This is a genomic window from Nonomuraea sp. NPDC047529 (assembly GCF_040642995.1).
Classification (GTDB): Bacteria; Actinomycetota; Actinomycetes; order Streptosporangiales; family Streptosporangiaceae; genus Nonomuraea.
The window spans coordinates 40,918-59,193 of record NZ_JBEYTJ010000024.1; the positions used below are offsets into that span (position 1 = coordinate 40,918).

The following is an 18,276-nucleotide window of genomic DNA, read 5'->3' on the forward strand; positions in this document are numbered from 1 at the left end:
CGTGACTCGTCGCGCGAAAATCGTCTGCACCCTAGGCCCAGCCACTTCGTCCAAAGAACGCCTCCACGAGCTGATCTCCGCGGGCATGGACGTGGCACGGTTCAACCTCAGTCATGGCGACCATGACATGCACAGAGAGGTCTACGACCGGGTTCGGGAGGTGGCGGCCGACCTCGGCCGCGGCGTAGGCGTGCTCGCCGACCTGCAGGGCCCCAAGATCCGCGTCGGCACCTTCGAGGAAGGGCCGGTGCGCCTCGGCTTCGGCGACGTCTTCACCATCACCACCGAAGACGTCCCCGGAGACCGCGAGCAGGTCTCGACCACCTACAAGGGCCTGCCCGGCGACGTGCGTCCCGGTGACACGATCCTGGTCGACGACGGCCGTCTGGTCCTGGAGGCCACCCGCGTCGACGGCGACCGCGTCACCACCCGCGTCGTCATCGGCGGCATGATCTCCAACAACAAGGGCCTCAACCTGCCGGGCATCAACGTCAGCGCCCCCGCCCTCACCGACAAGGACGAGGCCGACCTGCGCTGGGCGCTGCGCACCGGCTTCGACATGATCGCGCTGTCCTTCGTCCGCCGTCCCTCCGACGCCGACGTCGTGCGCAACATCATGGAGCAGGAGGCCGTCCGCCTGCCGCTGCTGGCCAAGATCGAGAAGCCGCAGGCCGTCGAGCGCCTGCCCGAGATCGTCGAGGCCTTCGACGGCATCATGGTCGCCCGCGGCGACCTCGGCGTCGAGCTGCCCCTGGAGCAGGTGCCGATCGTGCAGCGGCGCATCATCGGGCTGTGCCGCGAGAAGGCCCGCCCGGTCATCGTCGCCACCCAGATGCTCGACTCCATGATGAGCGCCCCGCGCCCCACCCGCGCCGAGGCCAGCGACGTCGCCTACGCCGTCATGGACGGCGCCGACGCCGTCATGCTGTCGGGCGAGACGTCGGTCGGCAGCTACCCGATCGAGTCCGTCTCCACGATGGACCGCATCGCCTGCGCCGCCGAGGTGTCGTCCCTGCACGCCACCCACACCCTGGAGCGCATGCCGGAGACCACCGGCGGCGCCATCGCCAGGGCCGCGGCCGAGGTCGGGGCGATCGTCGGCGCCAAGGCGCTGATCGCGTTCACCATGTCGGGGGAGACGGCCCGCCGCCTGGCCCGCTACCGCTCGCCGATCCCGCTGCTGGCCTTCACTTCGGCCCCGCACGTGCGCGGGCAGCTCTCGCTGACGTGGGGGGTGGAGACGTTCCACGTGCCGTTCGTGCACCACACCGACGACATGGTGCGGCAGGTGGAGGCGTCGCTGCTGTCGCTCGGGCGGCTGGAGAAGGGCGACAAGGTGGTCATCGTGGCCGGCTCGCCTCCCGGCACGCCGGGCAGCACCAACGCGCTGCGGGTGCACACCATCGGCTCCGCGGTCTCCCACGCCAACTGACCCGCGTTCCGGCCGGGGGTCCTCCAGGAGACGCCCGCAGACCCCGCACCGGCGCGGCGCCGTGACGCGGCGCCCTGTGGGCCCCCGCCGTGGAACCGGAGGGGGCCCGCGAGCACAGCAGTGACTCAGTGGGCGTGCAGGGCGGCGTTGAGGGTGATGCCGGAGCCCGTGCGGGGGAGTGCCTCCACCGCGCCCGACTGCGAGTTGCGGCGCAGCAGGATCCCGTTCGAGCCGGACAGCTCCGCCGCCTTGACCACCTTCCCGTCGGGCAGCGTGACCCGCGTGCCCGCCGTGACGTAGAGGCCCGCCTCCACCACGCAGTCGTCGCCCAGCGAGATGCCGATGCCGGCGTTCGCGCCCAGCAGGCAGCGCTCGCCGATCGAGATGACCTGCTTGCCGCCGCCCGACAGCGTCCCCATGATCGAGGCGCCGCCGCCGACGTCGGAGCCGTCGCCGACCACCACGCCGGCCGAGATGCGCCCCTCGACCATCGACGTGCCGACCGTGCCGGCGTTGAAGTTCACGAAGCCCTCGTGCATGACCACCGTGCCCGAGGCCAGGTGGGCGCCCAGCCGCACCCGGTCGGCGTCGGCGATCCGCACGCCCTCCGGCAGCACGTAGTCGACCATGCGCGGGAACTTGTCCACGCCGTACACCGTCACCACGCCCCTGCCCCGCAGGCGCAGCCGCGTGCGCTCGAAGCCGGGCACCGGGCACGGCCCGAAGTTCGTCCACACGACGTTCGCCAGCAGGCCGAACTGGCCGTCCAGGTTCACGCCGTGCGGCCGGACCAGACGGTGGGAGAGCAGGTGCAGCCGCAGGTAGACGTCGTGGGCGTCGACCGGCGGCTCGGAGAGCTTGGCGAGGCCCGTGCGCACCGCCACCACCTCGACGCCCCGCGCCGCGTCGCGGCCGGTCAGCGCGGCCAGCTCGCCGGCCTCCTCGGCGGAGAGCCGCTCGGTGCCCGTCACGGGCGGCTCGCCCAGCTCGGGAGCCGGGAACCAGGTGTCGAGAACGGTGCCGTCGTCGGCGATGGTCGCGAGGCCGACGCCGTGGGCGCCGGTGGAGGTGGGATCGATAGCAGTCACAGGCCAAAAATACCGGGCGCCCGGTCAGCCCAAGGAGCCCAGGTCCGCCGACAGCCACCGCTCGGGACGCATCCTGAAGGTCACCAGGACGTGCAGGTCCGAGCCCTGCACGTAGCCCGACACCGCCTCCTGCGGCAGGTAGCGGGCCGCGATGCGGGTCAGCTCCTCGATCGTCGTGGGGTCGGACCGCACCACCGGGCCGTCGACCGACACGTACCGGTAGGTCGGGCTGATCCGCTGGACCAGCATCGTGAACCGGCCCGCCTTCGCCACCAGCCGGGCCTTGTGCGACTCGCTGTCGGTCAGGAACCTCAGCTCCCCGCCCGGGACGTAGTCGTACCAGACGGGCACGGCCAGCGGCGCCCGTCCCGCGCCCGTCTCCACCGCCAGGCTCGCGATGTGCGGCTCGGCCAGGAACGCCTCCCGCTCGGTCACGCTCAACGGCATCCCCCGCCACCCCCGTCTCGTGGGTCGTAACTCGTCACACAGGACTATTCCCGGCGAACCGCCTGCGAAATCCCGCCCACCACGGCCGTGACGACCTGCGCCCCCAGGAGATGCCGCCGAAAACCACTCGCACCGCCACAGAGGGGCCGACATCATCGTCAGGTTGGCCACCCTCGGGCCGGACGGGCCGACCGGTGGGTTCTTCGACGACGACGGGACAGTGCCTTGGCAGACATCATCGAGCTCAACCGGCGGTCGGTGCGGGCCACCGTCGACCTGGTGAACACGATCAAGCCCGCCGACCTCGACCGGCCGACGCCCTGCGCCGGATGGGCCGTCCGTGACTTGCTGGAACACCAGATCGTGCAGAACCACGGGTTCGCCGTGGCGGCCTCGGGCGCGCGTTCGGAGCCGGCGAGCTGGCGGCCGCGTGCCCTGGGCGAGGACCCGGTGGCCGAGTACGCCGCCTCGGCGCGGGCCGTCGCCGACGCCTTCGCCGCCGACGGCGTGCTCGACCGGGCCTTCTTCCTGCCCGAGATCCGTGACGGCGGCCCGTTCCCGGCGGCCATGGCGATCGGCTTCCACTTCATCGACTGCGTCGTGCACGACTGGGACCTCGCCAAGGCGCTGGCGGTGCCGCCCAACGTCGACGACGACCTCGCCGAGGCCGCCCTCCCGCTGGCCGCGCAGGTGCCCGACACGCCGGTCTCGCGCGGTCCGGGGAAGGCGTTCCTGCCCGGCGTCGAGCCCGGCGACGCCGCCACGGCCCTCGACCGCGTGATCGCCCTCCTCGGCCGCTCACCCTCCTGGACGCCCTGACCCGGTCAGGAGTTCGGGCCCACGCGTCGATCCGGCAGTCGGGGACACGCGTGTACAGGAAGCCCGGTGCGGTCGTCATGACGGCGGTCGGGGGCGGAAAAGCGAAAACCGCCCGGCCTACGAGGGGGCCGGGCGGTCAGGCCGGTGCCCCGGGTGGGATTCGAACCCACACTGTATGGATTTTGAGGCCATCGACTCTGCCGTTGGTCTACCGGGGCGGTTTCGTCCGGTTGGTGATCTCGCAGCGTAATGCCCGAGGCCGCACCGGCGTGGATCTAATCTACCGGACGTCTGTACTCTTCTGCTCGTGAGTACGCAGCGGCGAGTAGTGATCGCGGAAGACGAGGCCCTGATCCGCCTCGACCTCAAGGAGATGCTCCAGGAGGACGGTTACGTCGTCGTGGGCGAGGCCGGTGACGGGGAGCAGGCGATCCAGCTCGCCGCCGACCTGCGGCCCGACCTCGTCATCCTCGACGTGAAGATGCCCGTGCTCGACGGCATCTCGGCGGCCGAGCGCATCGTGGCCGACCGGATCGCGCCGTGCCTCATCCTCACCGCCTTCTCCCAGCGTGACCTGGTGGAGCGCGCGCGTGACGCGGGGGCGATGGCCTACCTGGTGAAGCCGTTCACCAAGGCCGATCTGGTGCCGGCGATCGAGATGGCGGTCAGCAGGCACGAGGAGATGGTGGCGCTGAGCGCGGAGGTGTCCAGCCTTTCGGAGCGGCTGGAGACCCGCAAGCTGGTCGAGCGGGCCAAGGGCCAGCTGATGGCCCAGCACGGCTGGACCGAGCCGCAGGCGTTCCGGTGGATCCAGAAGGCGTCGATGGACCGGCGGCTGAGCATGCGGGAGGTTGCTCAGATCGTTATAGATGACGCGGCCGAGCGGGCGTGAAAAGGGCCTATATCAGGTGATTTAGCCCCGCGGGTTGTGACCCGGTCACGACTGGGCATCCAACCGGCTTCGGCTTCTTTCGGCGCAGGCGTCCCGGCGCATGCTGATGGGCGGACGGAAGGTCCGCTCATCTCGAACGGAGACGCTTTCGATGATCCGCATTTCCCGCGCGCTGGCCGTCGCCACAGCGGCGAGCCTGGCACTGGCGGCATGTTCGACCGGCGGCACGACCGCCGGGACGGGCGCCACCGGAGCCGCGTCCGTGAAGCCCTCCTCGGCCGCCGTGGCCAAGGGGGACGGCACGCTGACGATCGGCACCGTGCTGCCCCAGACGGGCAATCTCGCATATCTGGGACCACCCGAGTTCGCCGGGGTCGATCTGGCGCTCAAGGAGATCAACGACGCCGGGGGCGTGCTCGGCAAGCCGGTGGTGAAGATCGACACCGACTCGGGCGACACCACGACCAACATCGCCTCGCAGTCGGTGGACAAGCTGCTCGGCCAGAAGGCCGACGCGATCATCGGCGCGGCGTCCTCGTCGGTGTCGGAGTCGATCGTGGACAAGATCACGCGGGCGGGCGTGGTGCAGTTCTCGCCGGCCAACACCTCCGACAAGTTCACCACGATCAACGACCAGGGCCTGTACTTCCGTACGGCGCCGCCGGACAAGCTGCAGGGCCGGGTCCTGGGTGACCTGGTGGCCGCCGACGGCAACGACACCGTCGGCATCCTGGCCATGCAGGACTCCTACGGCTCGGGCCTGGCCGACCAGGTGACCAAGACCGCCGAGGAGGCCGGCGCGACCGTGGTCGAGCGCGTCGACTACGACCCGAAGGCGGCCGAGTTCTCCGCGGACGTGGCCAAGGTCAAGGCCAAGAACCCGAAGGCGATCGTGCTGATCGGCTTCGAGGAGACGGCGAAGGTCGTGCAGGAGCTGGTCAAGCAGGGTCTGACGGCCGACAAGGTCAAGTGGTACATGGTGGACGGCAACATGTCGAACTCCAACTACCTCAAGATGCCCAAGGGCACGCTCAAGGGCGTCAAGGGCACGATCCCGGGTGCGGCGGCGCCGGAGGCGTTCCAGAAGCGGCTGCTCACGGTGAACCCGAAGCTGACGAACTACACCTACGCCGCGGAGTCGTACGACGCGACGACGCTGCTCGCCCTGGCGGCCGAGGCGGCCAAGGACGACTCGGGCACCGCGCTGGGCCCCAAGCTGATCGAGGTCAGCAAGGGCGGCGAGAAGTGCCAGGACTTCAAGTCCTGCGCCGACCTGCTCAAGGCGGGCAAGGACATCGACTACGACGGCGTGAGCGGCCCGGTGGACTTCAACGACGCCGGTGACCCGTCGATCGCGACGATCGGGGTCTACCAGTACGACAAGGACAACAAGTACGACGCGGCCAAGGCGCTCGAATATCGCAAGGGCAACATCGCCGGCTAGACGGTGACGGCAGCAAGCCGGACATCCCACCATAGAACCACCCCAGTCCTGAAATTTCGGGCTGGGGTGGTTCATTTGGAGTCAAGACCGTAACGCTGATGAAACATGCAATTACAGACCGTGATTGCGACATTACAAATTAGCATAAAAGTACCCGAAATCCCCACATCTCCCCGTCAAAGAGGCATGCTGAGCTCGTTAAACGCAGCGAGGGAGATCGTTCCCCGCTGGGAATAAGGGGAGTCTCTTTTATGATCCGCATTGCTCCAGCAGGGCGCTTCCTGGCCGTCGCGGCAGCGGCGAGCCTGGCCCTGACGGCCTGTGGCGGCGGTGGCGACACGGCCGCGCAGCAGACCACGTCCGCGGTGCCGTCCTCGTCGGCCCCGGCCACCCAGACGGACGCGGCCAAGGGTGACGGCACGCTGACGATCGGCACCGTGCTGCCGCAGACCGGCTCGCTGGCCTTCCTCGGCCCGCCCGAGTTCGCCGGCGTCGACCAGGCCGTCAAGGAGATCAACGACGCGGGCGGCGTGCTCGGCAAGCCGGTCACCAAGATCCACACGGACTCGGGTGACACCACCACCAACGTGGCCTCGCAGTCGGCGGACAAGCTGATCGCGCAGAAGGCCGACGCCATCATCGGCGCCGCCTCCTCGTCGGTGTCCGAGTCGATCATCGACAAGGTCACCGGTGCCGGCGTGGTGCAGTTCTCGCCCGCCAACACCTCTGACAAGTTCACCACCATCAGCGACCAGGGCCTGTACTTCCGTACCGCGCCGCCGGACAAGCTGCAGGGCCGCGTGCTCGGCGACCTGATCGCCGCCGACGGCAACGACACCATCGGCATCCTGGCCATGCAGGACTCCTACGGCTCGGGCCTGGCCGACCAGGTGACCAAGACCGCCGAGGCGGCCGGCGCCAGCGTCGTCGAGCGCGTCGACTACGACCCGAAGGCGGCCGAGTTCTCCGCGGACGTCGCCAAGATCAAGGCCAAGAACCCGAAGGCGATCGTGCTGATCGGCTTCGAGGAGGGCGCCAAGGTCATCCAGGAGCTGGTCAAGCAGGGCCTGACGGTCGACAAGACCAAGTGGTACATGGTGGACGGCAACATGTCGAACACCAACTACCTCAAGATGCCCAAGGGCACCCTCAAGGGCGTCAAGGGCACCATCCCCGGCGCCGAGGCCCCGGAGGACTTCCGCAAGAAGCTCCTGGAGATCGACCCCAAGCTGGAGGACTACACCTACGCGGCCGAGTCCTACGACGCCGCGATCCTCATCGCCCTGGCGGCCGAGGCCGCCAAGGACGACAGCGGCAAGTCCATCGCCGCCAAGCTGCCCGAGGTCAGCAAGGGCGGCGAGAAGTGCAAGACCTTCAAGGACTGCGCCGACCTGCTGAAGGCCGGCAAGGACATCGACTACGACGGCATCAGCGGCCCGATCGAGTTCAACGACGCCGGTGACCCCGCCGTGGCCACCATCGGCGTCTACCAGTACGGCGACGACAACAAGTACGCCCCCAAGGCCCTGGAGTACCGCACGGGCAACATCGAGGGCTGACCCTCACCCGCCGCCCAGGCCGCACACTCGCAACGAGTACTGGATCAGCCGATCCTGCAGCGGCTTGGGCGGCACCACGATCACCACCCGCTCGGGCCCCCCGTCCACGGTGGCCCGCACCGGGAACAGGAACGCCTTCTTGGCCTCGGCGAAGGCGTGCGGGTCGCAGCGGCCGGGGGTGAGCGTGACCGGCACCTCCAGCCGCTCCTGCCCGGCCTCCAGCTCGGCCACGGGCCGCCGGTCGGCGTCCGGCGTGATGATGTAGTGCGTGGTGCCGTCGAGCTCGGTCAGCGTCACCTTGCCCGCGCCGCGCCGCGTGACCACCAGGTTGCCCCGCATCGCCTTGCCCACCTGCTTCCAGTCGGGCCCGAACTCGATGCCGGCGGCCTCCTTGATGAGGAACTCCGAGCATTCGTCCCGTAACAGGCGGGTCAGCAGCGGGCTGGGGTGCGGCACCTTGAAGACCACCCGGCGCGGCTGCTCGGAGCCGGCGCGGATGTTCGCCACGACGGTCGCGGGCTCCAGGCGCGGCAGACCCGTGGGCAGGCAGTTGGCCGGGCCGTAGGTGATGCGCAGGTCGGTGCGCTCGGTCCGTTTGATCGTGGCGTCCGTCTTTTCCGGCGGCAACGTTTTGAACGACGGCGTCACGAGCTGGACGTCCGCGAAATACACGGGGATGCCGGTGGTATTACGGACGGCCACCTCCAGCGCGTGAACGGGCTCGTCGGAACGCCATTGCTCCAGCGTGACCGATACGCCGGCGGGAGGATCCGAGGAAGGCGGCGCGGGCGGCGGGGACGAGGTGCACCCGGCAACAAGGACCGCCGTGACTAGGACAGGCGTAAAACGCTTCACCCGACGCACATTAAGCCTGCTAGCGCAGGTCCGTAAGTTGAGGACTGATTACGACTCCGCATCCAAGTGCCGACAGTTCACCCCGCCATCTGGTTCGAGTACACAGCGATTTTGTACGTTTCCGTCATTCGATCGGGAGCGCTCGGCGGTGCTGAGGATCCCGGCCTGGAAATGAAGGAGACACTTCATGATCCGCATTGCTCCCGTGGGGCGGGCGCTGGCTGTCGCGGCCGCCACCAGCCTGGCCCTGACGGCCTGCGGCGGTGGCGGCAGCAACACCGCCACGCAGTCCTCGCAGCCGGCCGCGCCATCCTCGTCGGCTCCCGCGACCAAGGGCGACGGCACCCTCACGATCGGTACGCTGCTGCCCCAGACCGGTTCGCTCGCCTTCCTCGGCCCGCCCGAGTTCGCCGGCGTCGACCAGGCCATCAAGGAGATCAACGAGGCCGGGGGCGTGCTGGGCAAGCCCGTCACCAAGTACGACACCGACTCGGGCGACACCACCACGAACATCGCCTCGCAGTCGGTGGACAAGCTGCTGGCCCAGAAGGCCGACGCGATCATCGGCGCGGCGTCCTCCTCGGTGTCGGAGTCGGTGATCGACAAGATCACGGGCGCGGGTGTCATCCACTTCTCGCCGGCCAACACCTCCGACAAGTTCACCACGATCGAGGACAAGGGCCTGTACTTCCGGACGGCGCCGCCGGACAAGCTGCAGGGCCGTGTGCTCGGTGACCTGGTGGTCGCCGACGGCAACGACACGGTCGGCATCCTGGCGATGCAGGACTCCTACGGCTCCGGCCTGGCCGACCAGGTGCAGAAGACGGTCACCGACGGCGGCGGCGAGGTCGTCGAGCGCGTCGACTACGACCCCAAGGCCGCCGACTTCTCCGCCGACGTGGCGAAGATCAAGGCCAAGAACCCCAAGGGCATCGTCCTGATCGGGTTCGAGGAGACCGCCAAGGTCATCCAGGAGCTGGTCAAGCAGGGCCTGCCGGCCGACAAGCACAAGTGGTACATGGTCGACGGCAACACCTCCAACACGAACTACATCAAGATGCCCAAGGGCACGCTTGAGGGCGTCAAGGGCACCATCCCGGGCGCGGCCGCTCCGGAGGAGTTCCGCAAGAAGCTCCTCGCCCTCAACCCCAAGCTGGAGGACTACAGCTACGCCCCCGAGTCCTACGACGCGATGAACCTTCTCGCGCTGGCCGCCGAGGCCGCCAAGAGCGACGCGGGCGTCGACATCGCCGCGAAGCTGGCCGAGGTCAGCAAGGGCGGCGAGAAGTGCCAGGACTTCAAGAGCTGCGTCGACCTGCTCAAGGCCGGCAAGGACATCGACTACGACGGCGTGAGCGGCCCGGTCGAGTTCAACGACGCCGGTGACCCCGCGGTCGCCACCATCGGCATCTACCAGTACGGCAAGGACAACAAGTACGCCACCAAGGCGCTGGAGTACCGCACCGGCAACATCGCCGGCTGACGTCCGAGGTTCGGCGAAGGGGCCCGGTCCGCGAGGATCGGGCCCCTTCGTCATGCGCAGCCGGCCACGATCTGGTCGGCGGCGGCCCGGTACTGCCGCAGCAGCGCCACCTGCCGCTCGTGCGGCACGTCGTTCCTGGACAGGCCCTCGGTGGCCGACTTGACGCTCTGCACGGCGGCGTGCAGCGAGGCCGGCAGCCGGTCGCCGAACTGGAGCGTGATGCCGCGCAGCTCGGCCAGCCGGCCGATGACGGCGTCCTCGAAGTACTGCCGGTCCTCCTGGCCCTTCGGCTTGAGCATCAGGCCGGCGTACCCGATGGCCGAGACCACGCGCGCGCACGGGCTGTCGGTCGGGTCGCCGCCGGTGCTGTACCTCTGCGCCGAGGAGGCGTCCTCCTGGCAGCCGACGAGCAGGACGGGCAGGACGAGCGCCACGGTCAATAATCGTTTCACAGCGCTCATTAAAAAACGGCGGAGGGGCTCCGGGGGAGCCCCTCCGCCGTTCGATTCGGTTACGCCTTGGCCAGCGTGCCGAGGTACAGCTCGATGACCTTGGGGTCGTTGGCGAGCTGCCTGCCGGTGCCGGTGTAGGCGTTGCGGCCCTGGTCGAGCACGTAGCCACGGTGGCAGATCTGGAGGCAGCGGCGGGCGTTCTGCTCCACCATGATCACGGTCACGCCCGCCTTGTTGATCTGCTGGGCCTGGATGAAGACCAGGTCCTGGAGCTTGGGCGACAGGCCCGCCGACGGCTCGTCGAGCAGCAGCACCGACGGCTCGGTCATGAGCGCCCTGGCCATGGCCACCATCTGCCGCTCACCGCCGGACAGGGAGCCCGCCCGCTGCTTGCGCCGCTCCTTGAGCGCCGGGAACAGCTCGGCGACGAACTCGAAGCGCTCCTTGAACTTGCCGGGCACCTGGAAGGCGCCCATCTCCAGGTTCTCCTCGATGGTGAGGCTGGGGAAGACGTTGTTGGTCTGCGGCACGTAACCGACGCCGCGGGAGACCAGCGAGTGCGCCTTCATGTTCGTGATGTTCTCACCCTTGAGCAGCACCGTGCCGCTGCGGATGTTGACCAGCCCGAACATCGCCTTCAGCAGCGTCGACTTGCCGGCGCCGTTGGGGCCGATGATGCCGATCAGCTCGCCCTCTTTGACGTAGAGGTCGGAGCCGTTGAGGATGTTGACGCCCGGCAGGTAGCCGGCGATCAGCTCGTCGCACCGCAGCACGGCGTCGGCGGCGCCCTCCAGGTGCGCGGCGCGGTCGGTGACGGCCGCCTGCGACTCGGGTGCCGACTTGGGTGCCGACTCGGGGGCGGTCGTCTCGGGGACGTCGCTCACTTCTGCGTCTCCTCTTCGATCTCGGCCTCCAGCGCCGCCTCGGCCTCCTGGAGCTGCGTCTCCAGTTCGGTGTCCGATAGCGGGGCGTCGTGGTGGGCGCCGAGGTAGGCGTCGATCACGCGCTCGTCCGACATGATCGTGTCGGGCGGGCCCTCGGCGATCACGGCGCCCTGCGCCATGACGATCACCCAGTCGCTGATGTCGCGGACCATGTCCATGTCGTGCTCGACGAACAGCACCGTCATGCCCTGCTCGCGCAGGTCCTTGACGTGGCCGAGCAGCGACTGGGTCAGGGCGGGGTTCACGCCCGCCATGGGCTCGTCCAGCATGACCAGCTCGGGCTGGACCATGAGGGCGCGGGCCATCTCCAGCAGCTTGCGCTGGCCGCCGGACAACGATCCGGCGAAGTCGTCCCGCTTGGCGCCGAGCTTGAAGCGTTCGAGCAGCTCCTCGGCGCGGACGGTGATCTCGTCCTCCTGGCCGCGCCACATGCCGGGGATGAGCGCCCGCCAGAAGGTCTCGCCCTTCTGCTGCTGGGCGCCCAGGCGCATGTTCTCCATGACGGTCAGGCGGGACAGCGCCTTGGTCAGCTGGAAGGTGCGCACCATGCCGGCGCGGGCGACCTTGTGGGCCGGCACCCCGTTCATGCTGCGGCCGTTGAACGTCCACGAGCCGGAGTCGGCCGTGTCGAAGCCGGTGAGCTGGTTGAAGAAGGTCGTCTTGCCGGCGCCGTTGGGGCCGATCAGCGCGGTGATGGAACCCCGCTGGATCTCGACGTGGCCGACCTCGACCGCGGTCAGGCCGCCGAAGCGGCGCACGACGTTGTCGACGGTGAGGATCGGGTCCGGCTTGGGCACGCCCGGCTCGCGGGCCAGGTCCTTGAAGACGGCCAGCGCCGCGGCCTTGCGCTCGGTGGCCGTGGTTTCAGCGTGCATTGATCGCTATCTCCCTCTTGTCGCCGAAGATGCCCTGTGGCCGGAAGATGAGCAACAGGACGAGGCCCAGGCCGACCAGGATCCAGCGGACGGCGCCCACCTGGTTCGTGTCCATGAAGGTGATGATCCCGGCGCCGACGGCCTCGGAGAGCACGCCGTAGATCAGGACGAGCAGCACCCAGAAGATGGACGCGCCCACGACGGGCCCGAGCACGCGGGCGGCGCCGCCGAGGATGACCATCGTGTACGCGTAGAACGTGGTCTCGGTGCCGAAGATGTCGGGCTGGACGGAGGCGTAGGCCAGGCCGTAGATGAAGCCGCCCAGGCAGCCCACGACGCCGCCCAGGATGAGCGACTGCATCTTGTAGGAGAAGACGTTCTTGCCGAGGCTGCGCACGGCGTCCTCGTCCTCGCGGATGGCCTTGAGCACGCGGCCCCAGGGGCTCTTCATCAGCAGGTAGACCAGGCCGCAGCACAGGGCGATGAGCACCCAGCCGACGGTCAGCACCCACAGCACCCTGTTGTTGAAGAACAGGGGGACGGAGCCCAGGTTGAAGCCGTACTGGCCCTCGGGGTAGGGGTTGAGCGCGTAGAAGCCGTCGGAGAAGCCGCGCTGGCCGTCCGAGCCGCCGAAGACGCTCTTGAACGCCACCGACCGGAACACCAGCCGGACGATCTCGGCCGCCGCGATGGTGACGATGGCCAGGTAGTCGGCGCGGAGCTGGAGGGTCGGGATGCCGAGCAGGATCGCCAGGAGCACGGCGGCGAGCAGGCCGACGATGATGCCGACCCAGAACGGCAGCCCCATGACGGTGACGGTGACGGCCAGGCCGTAGCCGGCCACGCCCATGAACGCCGCCTGGCCGAAGTTGAGCAGGCCGGTGTAGCCGAATTGGATGTTGATGCCGATCGCGGCGAGCGCGTACAGCACGGTCTCGACGCCGACCGCGGACTTCAGCGTCGTGCTGATGATCGTGATCCAGTCCATTCTGATCCTCCCCCGATCAGCCGATTCGCTCGCGGCGGCCCAGGATGCCCTGGGGCCGGACGAGGAGCACGATGATGAGCACGACCAGCGCGCCGACGCTCTTGAGCTCCGGCGGCACCCACAGGGTGGAGACCTGGATGAACAGGCCCACCACCAGCGATCCGACCAGCGCGCCGAAGGCGGTGCCGAGCCCGCCGAGCGTGACGCCGGCGAAGATGAGCAGCAGGATGTCCTGGCCCATCGTGTACTTCAGGTTCTGCGAGAGCCCGAGCATGATGCCGGCCAGCGCCGCGATGGCGCCGCCCAGGGTCCAGACGGTCCGGATGACCCGGTCGACGTTGATGCCCGACGAGGCCGCGAGAGCGGGGTTGTCGGACACGGCCCTGGCCGCCTTGCCGGTGCGGGTGCGCAGCAGCGCGAAGCCGACCAGCAGCAGCACGGCCAGCTCGATGCCCATCGCCACGAAGTTCTTGGGGGCCGCGGAGATCGGCCCGACCTGGATGCCGGGCTGGGCCGTGTACTGGGCGTAGGCCTCGTTCTGGCCGCCGAAGAAGATCAGCATGACGTAGCGCATGACCAGCGCGACGCCGATGGAGATGATCATCATGGCGATGATGCCGGTGCCGCGCCTGCGGAGCTGGCCCCAGAAGAGGCGGTCCTGGGCGTAGCCGAACGCGCCGCCCAGCGCCACGGCGAGCACCGCGGCGGGGATGAGATGGAGGCCGGCGCCCACGTTGAACATGTACGCCAGCACCGCGCCGAGTGTGACCAGCTCGCCGTGGGCGAAGTTGGTCAGGCCGGTCGTGCCGTAGATCAGCGACAGGCCGAGCGCGGCCAGGGCGATGATCAGGCCGAGGTTGAGCCCCTCGAAGGTGAGCTGCGCCGCGGTGTCCCAGAACGTGCTCTCGCCGCTCTCCGCGTCTCCCTGTGGCTGGCCTGCCACGCCCTTGGCCTGCAACGCGAACAGCACGGTCGAGCAGTTGCCCTCGAAGACGGTCGGCGTGCGGACATTGCCGCCCCCGCGCACCTCGGCGTTCTTCGGCAGGCTGCCGGGGTCAAGGGTGACCTTGAACTTGCCCTTGTCGGTAGGAACTTCCCACGTGCCCTGTGCGTTTGTTGTGACCTCCTTGACGGGTTGTCCGCCCTCGGTGGTCACGGCGATTTTGACGCCGTTCACTGGCTGGCCTTGGAGTTTGAGCGTCCCCTTCAAACCCTGGCATCCAGCCGGCCCCGCCTGCGCGGGACTGGCCAGCAGGAAGATGAGTCCACCCAGGAAGGCCGTGAACGCGATCACGGCTCTGCGCAATGGTGCTCCCTCAAATAGGTCAAGGCGGGGTTGTACCCCTCCATCTCGACACGCGCGCATCGCAGGCACAACTGGGATGCAATGGCGGGAGCTTATTCCGGAGACGCCCGTTTCAGTATGGTTCGTCACCAATTAGTGACATGCGTGTGGCACACATGTGAGGAAACAACGCGGCAGGTCAGGGGCTAAATGAGGGAAGACGCCTGGCTGCGGCGGAAACGAAACGATAACGATGGGGAGAAAACGTGGACGAGCCCGCGGAGCGGCCTTTGGGGCCATGTAGGGCTTCCCCGGCCGTACACGTTATCTACCGGGCCTCCCCGCGGGCTCTGTTCGGACAACCGTAGCGATCGATGGGGCCGCTGCGCAAAGGTTCCGTCAAAGTGACGTCAGGGGCGCTGGTCGCGCAGCATGCACGTCAATCTGGAGGTGCACACGCGGCGTCCCTCGTCGTCGGTGATCTCGATCTCGTACGTCGCCAAAGTGCGTCCGCCGTGCAACCTGGTCGCGACCCCGGTCACGTGGCCGGAGGTCGCCGAGCGGTGATGGGTGGCGTTGATCTCGATGCCGACGGCGATCCGGCCGGGGCCCGCGTGGATCGCCGCGGCCACCGAGCCCAGCGTCTCGGCCAGCACCACCGACGCGCCGCCGTGCAGCAGGCCGTAGGGCTGGGTGTTGCCCTCGACCGGCATCCTGCCGACGACGCGCTCGGCGCCGGCCTCGACGAACTCGATGCCCATCCGTTCGGCCAGCGTGCCCTCGTGCACCGCGCCGTAGGCGGAGAAGTCCAAAGGATCGGTATGCGTCAAGGGGATCTCTCCACTCTTCCGAGCTCGGGTTTTCTGTCGTTGACGCAGACTAGGCTGCGTACGTGCCGAAGAGTGAAGTGACCCCCAGCCGCCCGTGTCTGTTGCTGCTCGACGGGCATTCCCTGGCCTACCGCGCCTTCTACGCGCTCAAAGACGCCAACCTCATGACCACCGACGGTCAGCACACCGAGGCGGTCTACGGGTTCACCTCGATGCTGACGAACATCCTGCGCGACGAGCAGCCGACCCATGTGGCGGTGGCCTTCGACAGGTCGGAGCCGACGTTCCGCCACGAGGAATACTCCGACTACAAGGCCAACAGGAGCGAGACCCCCGAAGACTTCCGCGGCCAGATGCAGCTCATCTACGAGCTGCTCGACACGCTGCGCGTCCCGCACCTGTCCAAGGCGGGCTTCGAGGCCGACGACCTCATCGCCACCCTGGCCACCCGCGCGGCCGAGCAGGGGATGAACGTCCTGATCGTCACCGGCGACCGCGACGCCCTGCAGCTCGTCAACGAGAACGTCACCGTCCTCATGACGCGCCGGGGCATCAGCGACATGACCAGGTTCACCCCCGAGGCGGTCGAGGAGAAGTACGGCCTGACCCCGGCCCAGTACCCCGACTTCGCCGCCCTGCGCGGCGACCCCAGCGACAACCTGCTGTCCATCCCCAGCGTCGGCGAGAAGACGGCGGCCAAGTGGGTGCGCGAGTTCGGCTCGCTGACCGCCCTGGTCGACCGCGTCGACGAGGTCAAGGGCAAGGTCGGCGACAAGCTGCGCGAGCACGTCGCCCAGGTGCTGATGAACCGCCGCCTCACCGAGCTGCTGCGCGACGTGCCGCTCGACGTCGACCTCGGCGACCTCACGCAGGGCGTGTGGGAGCGCGAGGAGATCAACAAGCTGTTCGACACCCTGCAGATCCGCGGCGAGCTGCGCGAGCGCGTCTTCAAGGTGCTCGGCACCGGCGAGGCGGAGCCCGAGCAGGGCTTCGAGGTCGAGACCGTCATCCTCGGGCCCGACCGGGTCGCCGGCTGGCTGGCGGCGCTGCCGCAGGGCCGCGCCGGGCTGGCCTTCAAGGGCTCCTACGGCAGCGGCTCGGGCCGCATCGACGGCATCGCCGTCGCCTCGCCCGACGGCACCGCCGCCCACATCGACCCCGTCAAGCTCACCGAGGCCGACGAGGCGGCGCTGCGGGCCTGGCTGGGCGACGCGAGCAGGCCCAAGGCCGTCCACGACGCCAAGGGCCCGATCCTGGCCCTGTGGGCCCAGGGCCTGGAGCTGCGCGGCCTGAGCTGCGACACCGCGCTGGCCGCCTACCTCGCCATGCCGGGCCAGCGCACGTTCGCGCTGGAAGACCTGGCCAGGCGCTACCTCCACCGCGACCTGCGGGCCGAGGAGGACTCCGGCGGCCAGGCCGCGCTGTTCGGCGACGACGAGGACGCCCCGGCCAAAGACCTCGCGCTGCGCGCCCACGCCGTGCGCGAGCTGGCCGACTCCCTGGAGAGCTTCCTGGCCGGCCGCGGCGGCACCCAGCTCCTGGCCGACGTCGAGCTGCCGCTGCTGTCGGTGCTGGCCGAGATGGAGCGGGCCGGCATCGCCGTCGACAGCCAGTACTTCGCCGGTCTGGAGGCCGAGTTCGGCGCCGCGGTCAAGCACGCCGTGGAGGAGGCCCACCGCGCCGTCGGCGAGCAGTTCAACCTCGGCTCGCCCAAGCAGCTGCAGGAGATCCTCTTCACCCGGCTCAACCTGCCCAAGACGAAGAAGATCAAGACCGGCTACAGCACCGACGCCGACCAGCTCGCCTGGCTCGCCACCCAGACCGAGCACGAGCTGCCGACGATCATGCTGCGCCACCGCGACCAGCAGAAGCTGCGCACCACGGTCGAGGGCCTGATCAAGGAGATCGGCGACGACGGCCGCATCCACACCACGTTCAACCAGATCATCGCCGCGACCGGCCGCCTGTCGTCGGAGAAGCCCAACCTGCAGAACATCCCGATCCGCACCGCGGAGGGCCGCCGCATCCGGCAGGGCTTCGTGGTCGGCGAGGGCTTCGAGCAGCTGCTGACGGCCGACTACAGCCAGATCGAGCTGCGCATCATGGCCCACCTGTCCGGCGACGAGTCGCTGATCGAGGCCTTCGAGTCCGGCCACGACTTCCACCAGGCCACCGCGGCCCGGGTGTTCGACCTGCCGCCCGAGCAGATCGACGGCGAGCTGCGGGCGCGCATCAAGGCGATGAACTACGGCCTGGCCTACGGCCTGTCCGACTTCGGCCTGTCCGGGCAGCTCAACATCCCGGTCTCCGAGGCGCGGGCGCTGAAGGAGGAGTACTTCACCGAGTTCGGCGGCGTGCGCGACTTCCTGCAGGCCATCGTGGCCCAGGCGCGCACCGACGGCTACACCGAGACGATCATGGGCCGCCGCCGCTACCTGCCCGACCTGACCAGCGACAACCGCCAGCGCAGGGAGATGGCCGAGCGCATGGCGCTCAATGCCCCCATCCAGGGTTCGGCGGCCGACATCATCAAGGTCGCCATGCTCCACGTCCACCAGGCCATCGCCGAGGAGGGGCTGGCCTCCCGGATGTTGCTGCAGGTGCACGACGAGCTGGTGTTCGAGGTCGCGCCGGGCGAGCTGGAGACGTTGCGGCAGCTCGTGTGCGACCAGATGAACGCCGCCTACCACCTGCGCGTTCCGCTGGAGGTCTCGGTGGGCGTCGGGCGTACGTGGGAGGACGCCGGCCACTGACGATGTTTATCCCGACACGGCGGGGCAGTCCGACATATCGCGAACGGCGTAGCCCCGCCGTCTCCGGGGCTTCTCGTCTACGCTGAAGATAGTTTTGGCCGAGTTGCCGGGAGATTTGTGCGGGTACCAA

Annotated in this window: 16 protein-coding genes and 1 tRNA gene; 7 read left to right on the forward strand and 10 right to left on the reverse strand. The window is 68.9% G+C overall.

Going from position 1 to position 18,276, the window contains the following annotated elements; translation table 11 throughout:
- Position 1: 1 nt before the first annotated feature.
- Positions 2-1,432: a pyruvate kinase gene (gene pyk, locus ABZ815_RS31765; protein ID WP_357704405.1), complete on the forward strand. Its 1,431-nt coding sequence runs from the start codon at positions 2-4 to the stop codon at positions 1,430-1,432.
- A gap of 125 nt (positions 1,433-1,557) precedes the next feature.
- Here pyk and dapD read toward each other — a convergent pair whose 3' ends face one another.
- The gene (gene dapD / locus ABZ815_RS31770; RefSeq protein WP_357704407.1) at positions 1,558-2,520 is read right to left on the reverse strand and encodes a 2,3,4,5-tetrahydropyridine-2,6-dicarboxylate N-succinyltransferase; all 963 of its coding nucleotides are present in this window, start codon (positions 2,518-2,520) and stop codon (positions 1,558-1,560) included.
- Positions 2,521-2,544: 24 nt separating this feature from the next.
- Entirely contained in the window at positions 2,545-2,967 is a 423-nt protein-coding gene (locus tag ABZ815_RS31775) for a pyridoxamine 5'-phosphate oxidase family protein (RefSeq protein ID WP_357704409.1), read from the reverse strand.
- Positions 2,968-3,192: 225 nt separating this feature from the next.
- Between ABZ815_RS31775 and ABZ815_RS31780 the strand changes: the two genes are divergently transcribed.
- Positions 3,193-3,786, forward strand: a complete 594-nt coding sequence (locus tag ABZ815_RS31780) for a TIGR03086 family metal-binding protein (protein WP_357704411.1) — start codon at positions 3,193-3,195, stop codon at positions 3,784-3,786.
- A 145-nt stretch (positions 3,787-3,931) separates the two neighbouring features.
- Here the strand turns inward: ABZ815_RS31780 and ABZ815_RS31785 are convergent.
- Positions 3,932-4,004: transfer RNA gene (locus ABZ815_RS31785), tRNA-Leu, on the reverse strand.
- An 89-nt stretch (positions 4,005-4,093) separates the two neighbouring features.
- Here ABZ815_RS31785 and ABZ815_RS31790 point away from each other — a divergent pair.
- The 3 genes from ABZ815_RS31790 (at position 4,094) to ABZ815_RS31800 (ending at position 7,681) form a co-directional block, all read left to right on the forward strand.
- Positions 4,094-4,678, forward strand: a complete 585-nt coding sequence (locus ABZ815_RS31790; protein ID WP_352327599.1) for a response regulator — start codon at positions 4,094-4,096, stop codon at positions 4,676-4,678.
- Between the two features lie 151 nt (positions 4,679-4,829).
- On the forward strand, positions 4,830-6,122 hold the full coding sequence (locus ABZ815_RS31795; RefSeq protein ID WP_357704413.1) for an ABC transporter substrate-binding protein: 1,293 nt from the start codon (positions 4,830-4,832) through the stop codon (positions 6,120-6,122).
- Positions 6,123-6,373: 251 nt separating this feature from the next.
- Positions 6,374-7,681 carry an ABC transporter substrate-binding protein gene (locus tag ABZ815_RS31800; RefSeq protein ID WP_357704415.1) on the forward strand — a complete coding sequence of 436 codons (1,308 nt, stop codon included), beginning with the start codon at positions 6,374-6,376 and terminating at the stop codon, positions 7,679-7,681.
- 3 nt (positions 7,682-7,684) lie between these two features.
- On the opposite strand, the gene ABZ815_RS31805 is transcribed toward ABZ815_RS31800, so the two are convergent.
- The gene (locus ABZ815_RS31805) at positions 7,685-8,383 is read right to left on the reverse strand and encodes a hypothetical protein (RefSeq protein ID WP_357704417.1); all 699 of its coding nucleotides are present in this window, start codon (positions 8,381-8,383) and stop codon (positions 7,685-7,687) included.
- A 340-nt stretch (positions 8,384-8,723) separates the two neighbouring features.
- On the opposite strand from ABZ815_RS31805, the gene ABZ815_RS31810 reads away from it, so the two are divergent.
- Entirely contained in the window at positions 8,724-10,019 is a 1,296-nt protein-coding gene (locus tag ABZ815_RS31810) for an ABC transporter substrate-binding protein (RefSeq protein WP_357704419.1), read from the forward strand.
- 50 nt (positions 10,020-10,069) lie between these two features.
- On the opposite strand, the gene ABZ815_RS31815 is transcribed toward ABZ815_RS31810, so the two are convergent.
- The 6 genes from ABZ815_RS31815 to ABZ815_RS31840 form a co-directional block, all read right to left on the reverse strand.
- Complete coding sequence (locus ABZ815_RS31815) at positions 10,070-10,471, reverse strand: hypothetical protein (RefSeq protein WP_357704421.1); 402 nt, start codon at positions 10,469-10,471, stop codon at positions 10,070-10,072.
- A gap of 59 nt (positions 10,472-10,530) precedes the next feature.
- On the reverse strand, positions 10,531-11,355 hold the full coding sequence (locus ABZ815_RS31820; RefSeq protein WP_357704422.1) for an ABC transporter ATP-binding protein: 825 nt from the start codon (positions 11,353-11,355) through the stop codon (positions 10,531-10,533).
- A complete protein-coding gene (locus ABZ815_RS31825; protein ID WP_357704424.1) occupies positions 11,352-12,290 on the reverse strand; it encodes an ABC transporter ATP-binding protein in 939 nt (312 codons plus the stop codon). Before ABZ815_RS31825 ends, ABZ815_RS31820 begins: the two co-directional genes overlap by 4 nt.
- Positions 12,280-13,278, reverse strand: coding sequence for a branched-chain amino acid ABC transporter permease (locus ABZ815_RS31830; RefSeq protein WP_357704426.1), 999 nt, complete (start codon positions 13,276-13,278; stop codon positions 12,280-12,282). Before ABZ815_RS31830 ends, ABZ815_RS31825 begins: the two co-directional genes overlap by 11 nt.
- Positions 13,279-13,294: 16 nt before the next feature.
- Complete coding sequence (locus ABZ815_RS31835; protein WP_357704428.1) at positions 13,295-14,455, reverse strand: branched-chain amino acid ABC transporter permease; 1,161 nt, start codon at positions 14,453-14,455, stop codon at positions 13,295-13,297.
- A gap of 518 nt (positions 14,456-14,973) precedes the next feature.
- Complete coding sequence (locus ABZ815_RS31840; protein WP_357704627.1) at positions 14,974-15,324, reverse strand: hotdog fold thioesterase; 351 nt, start codon at positions 15,322-15,324, stop codon at positions 14,974-14,976.
- 131 nt (positions 15,325-15,455) lie between these two features.
- Here ABZ815_RS31840 and polA point away from each other — a divergent pair, with 131 nt between their 5' ends.
- Positions 15,456-18,146: a DNA polymerase I gene (polA, locus tag ABZ815_RS31845; protein WP_357704430.1), complete on the forward strand. Its 2,691-nt coding sequence runs from the start codon at positions 15,456-15,458 to the stop codon at positions 18,144-18,146.
- The last annotated feature ends 130 nt before the right edge of the window (positions 18,147-18,276 follow it).

Bases quoted from the DNA above. Each gene is read 5' to 3' on its own strand.
- ABZ815_RS31795 (WP_357704413.1), top strand. From the start codon at position 4,830: ATGATCCGCATTTCCCGCGCGCTGGCCGTCGCCACAGCGGCGAGCCTG.
- ABZ815_RS31830 (WP_357704426.1), bottom strand. From the start codon at position 13,278: ATGGACTGGATCACGATCATCAGCACGACGCTGAAGTCCGCGGTCGGC.
- ABZ815_RS31775 (WP_357704409.1), bottom strand. From the start codon at position 2,967: ATGCCGTTGAGCGTGACCGAGCGGGAGGCGTTCCTGGCCGAGCCGCAC.
- ABZ815_RS31825 (WP_357704424.1), bottom strand. From the start codon at position 12,290: ATGCACGCTGAAACCACGGCCACCGAGCGCAAGGCCGCGGCGCTGGCC.
- ABZ815_RS31810 (WP_357704419.1), top strand. From the start codon at position 8,724: ATGATCCGCATTGCTCCCGTGGGGCGGGCGCTGGCTGTCGCGGCCGCC.
- ABZ815_RS31800 (WP_357704415.1), top strand. From the start codon at position 6,374: ATGATCCGCATTGCTCCAGCAGGGCGCTTCCTGGCCGTCGCGGCAGCG.
- ABZ815_RS31840 (WP_357704627.1), bottom strand. From the start codon at position 15,324: ATGGGCATCGAGTTCGTCGAGGCCGGCGCCGAGCGCGTCGTCGGCAGG.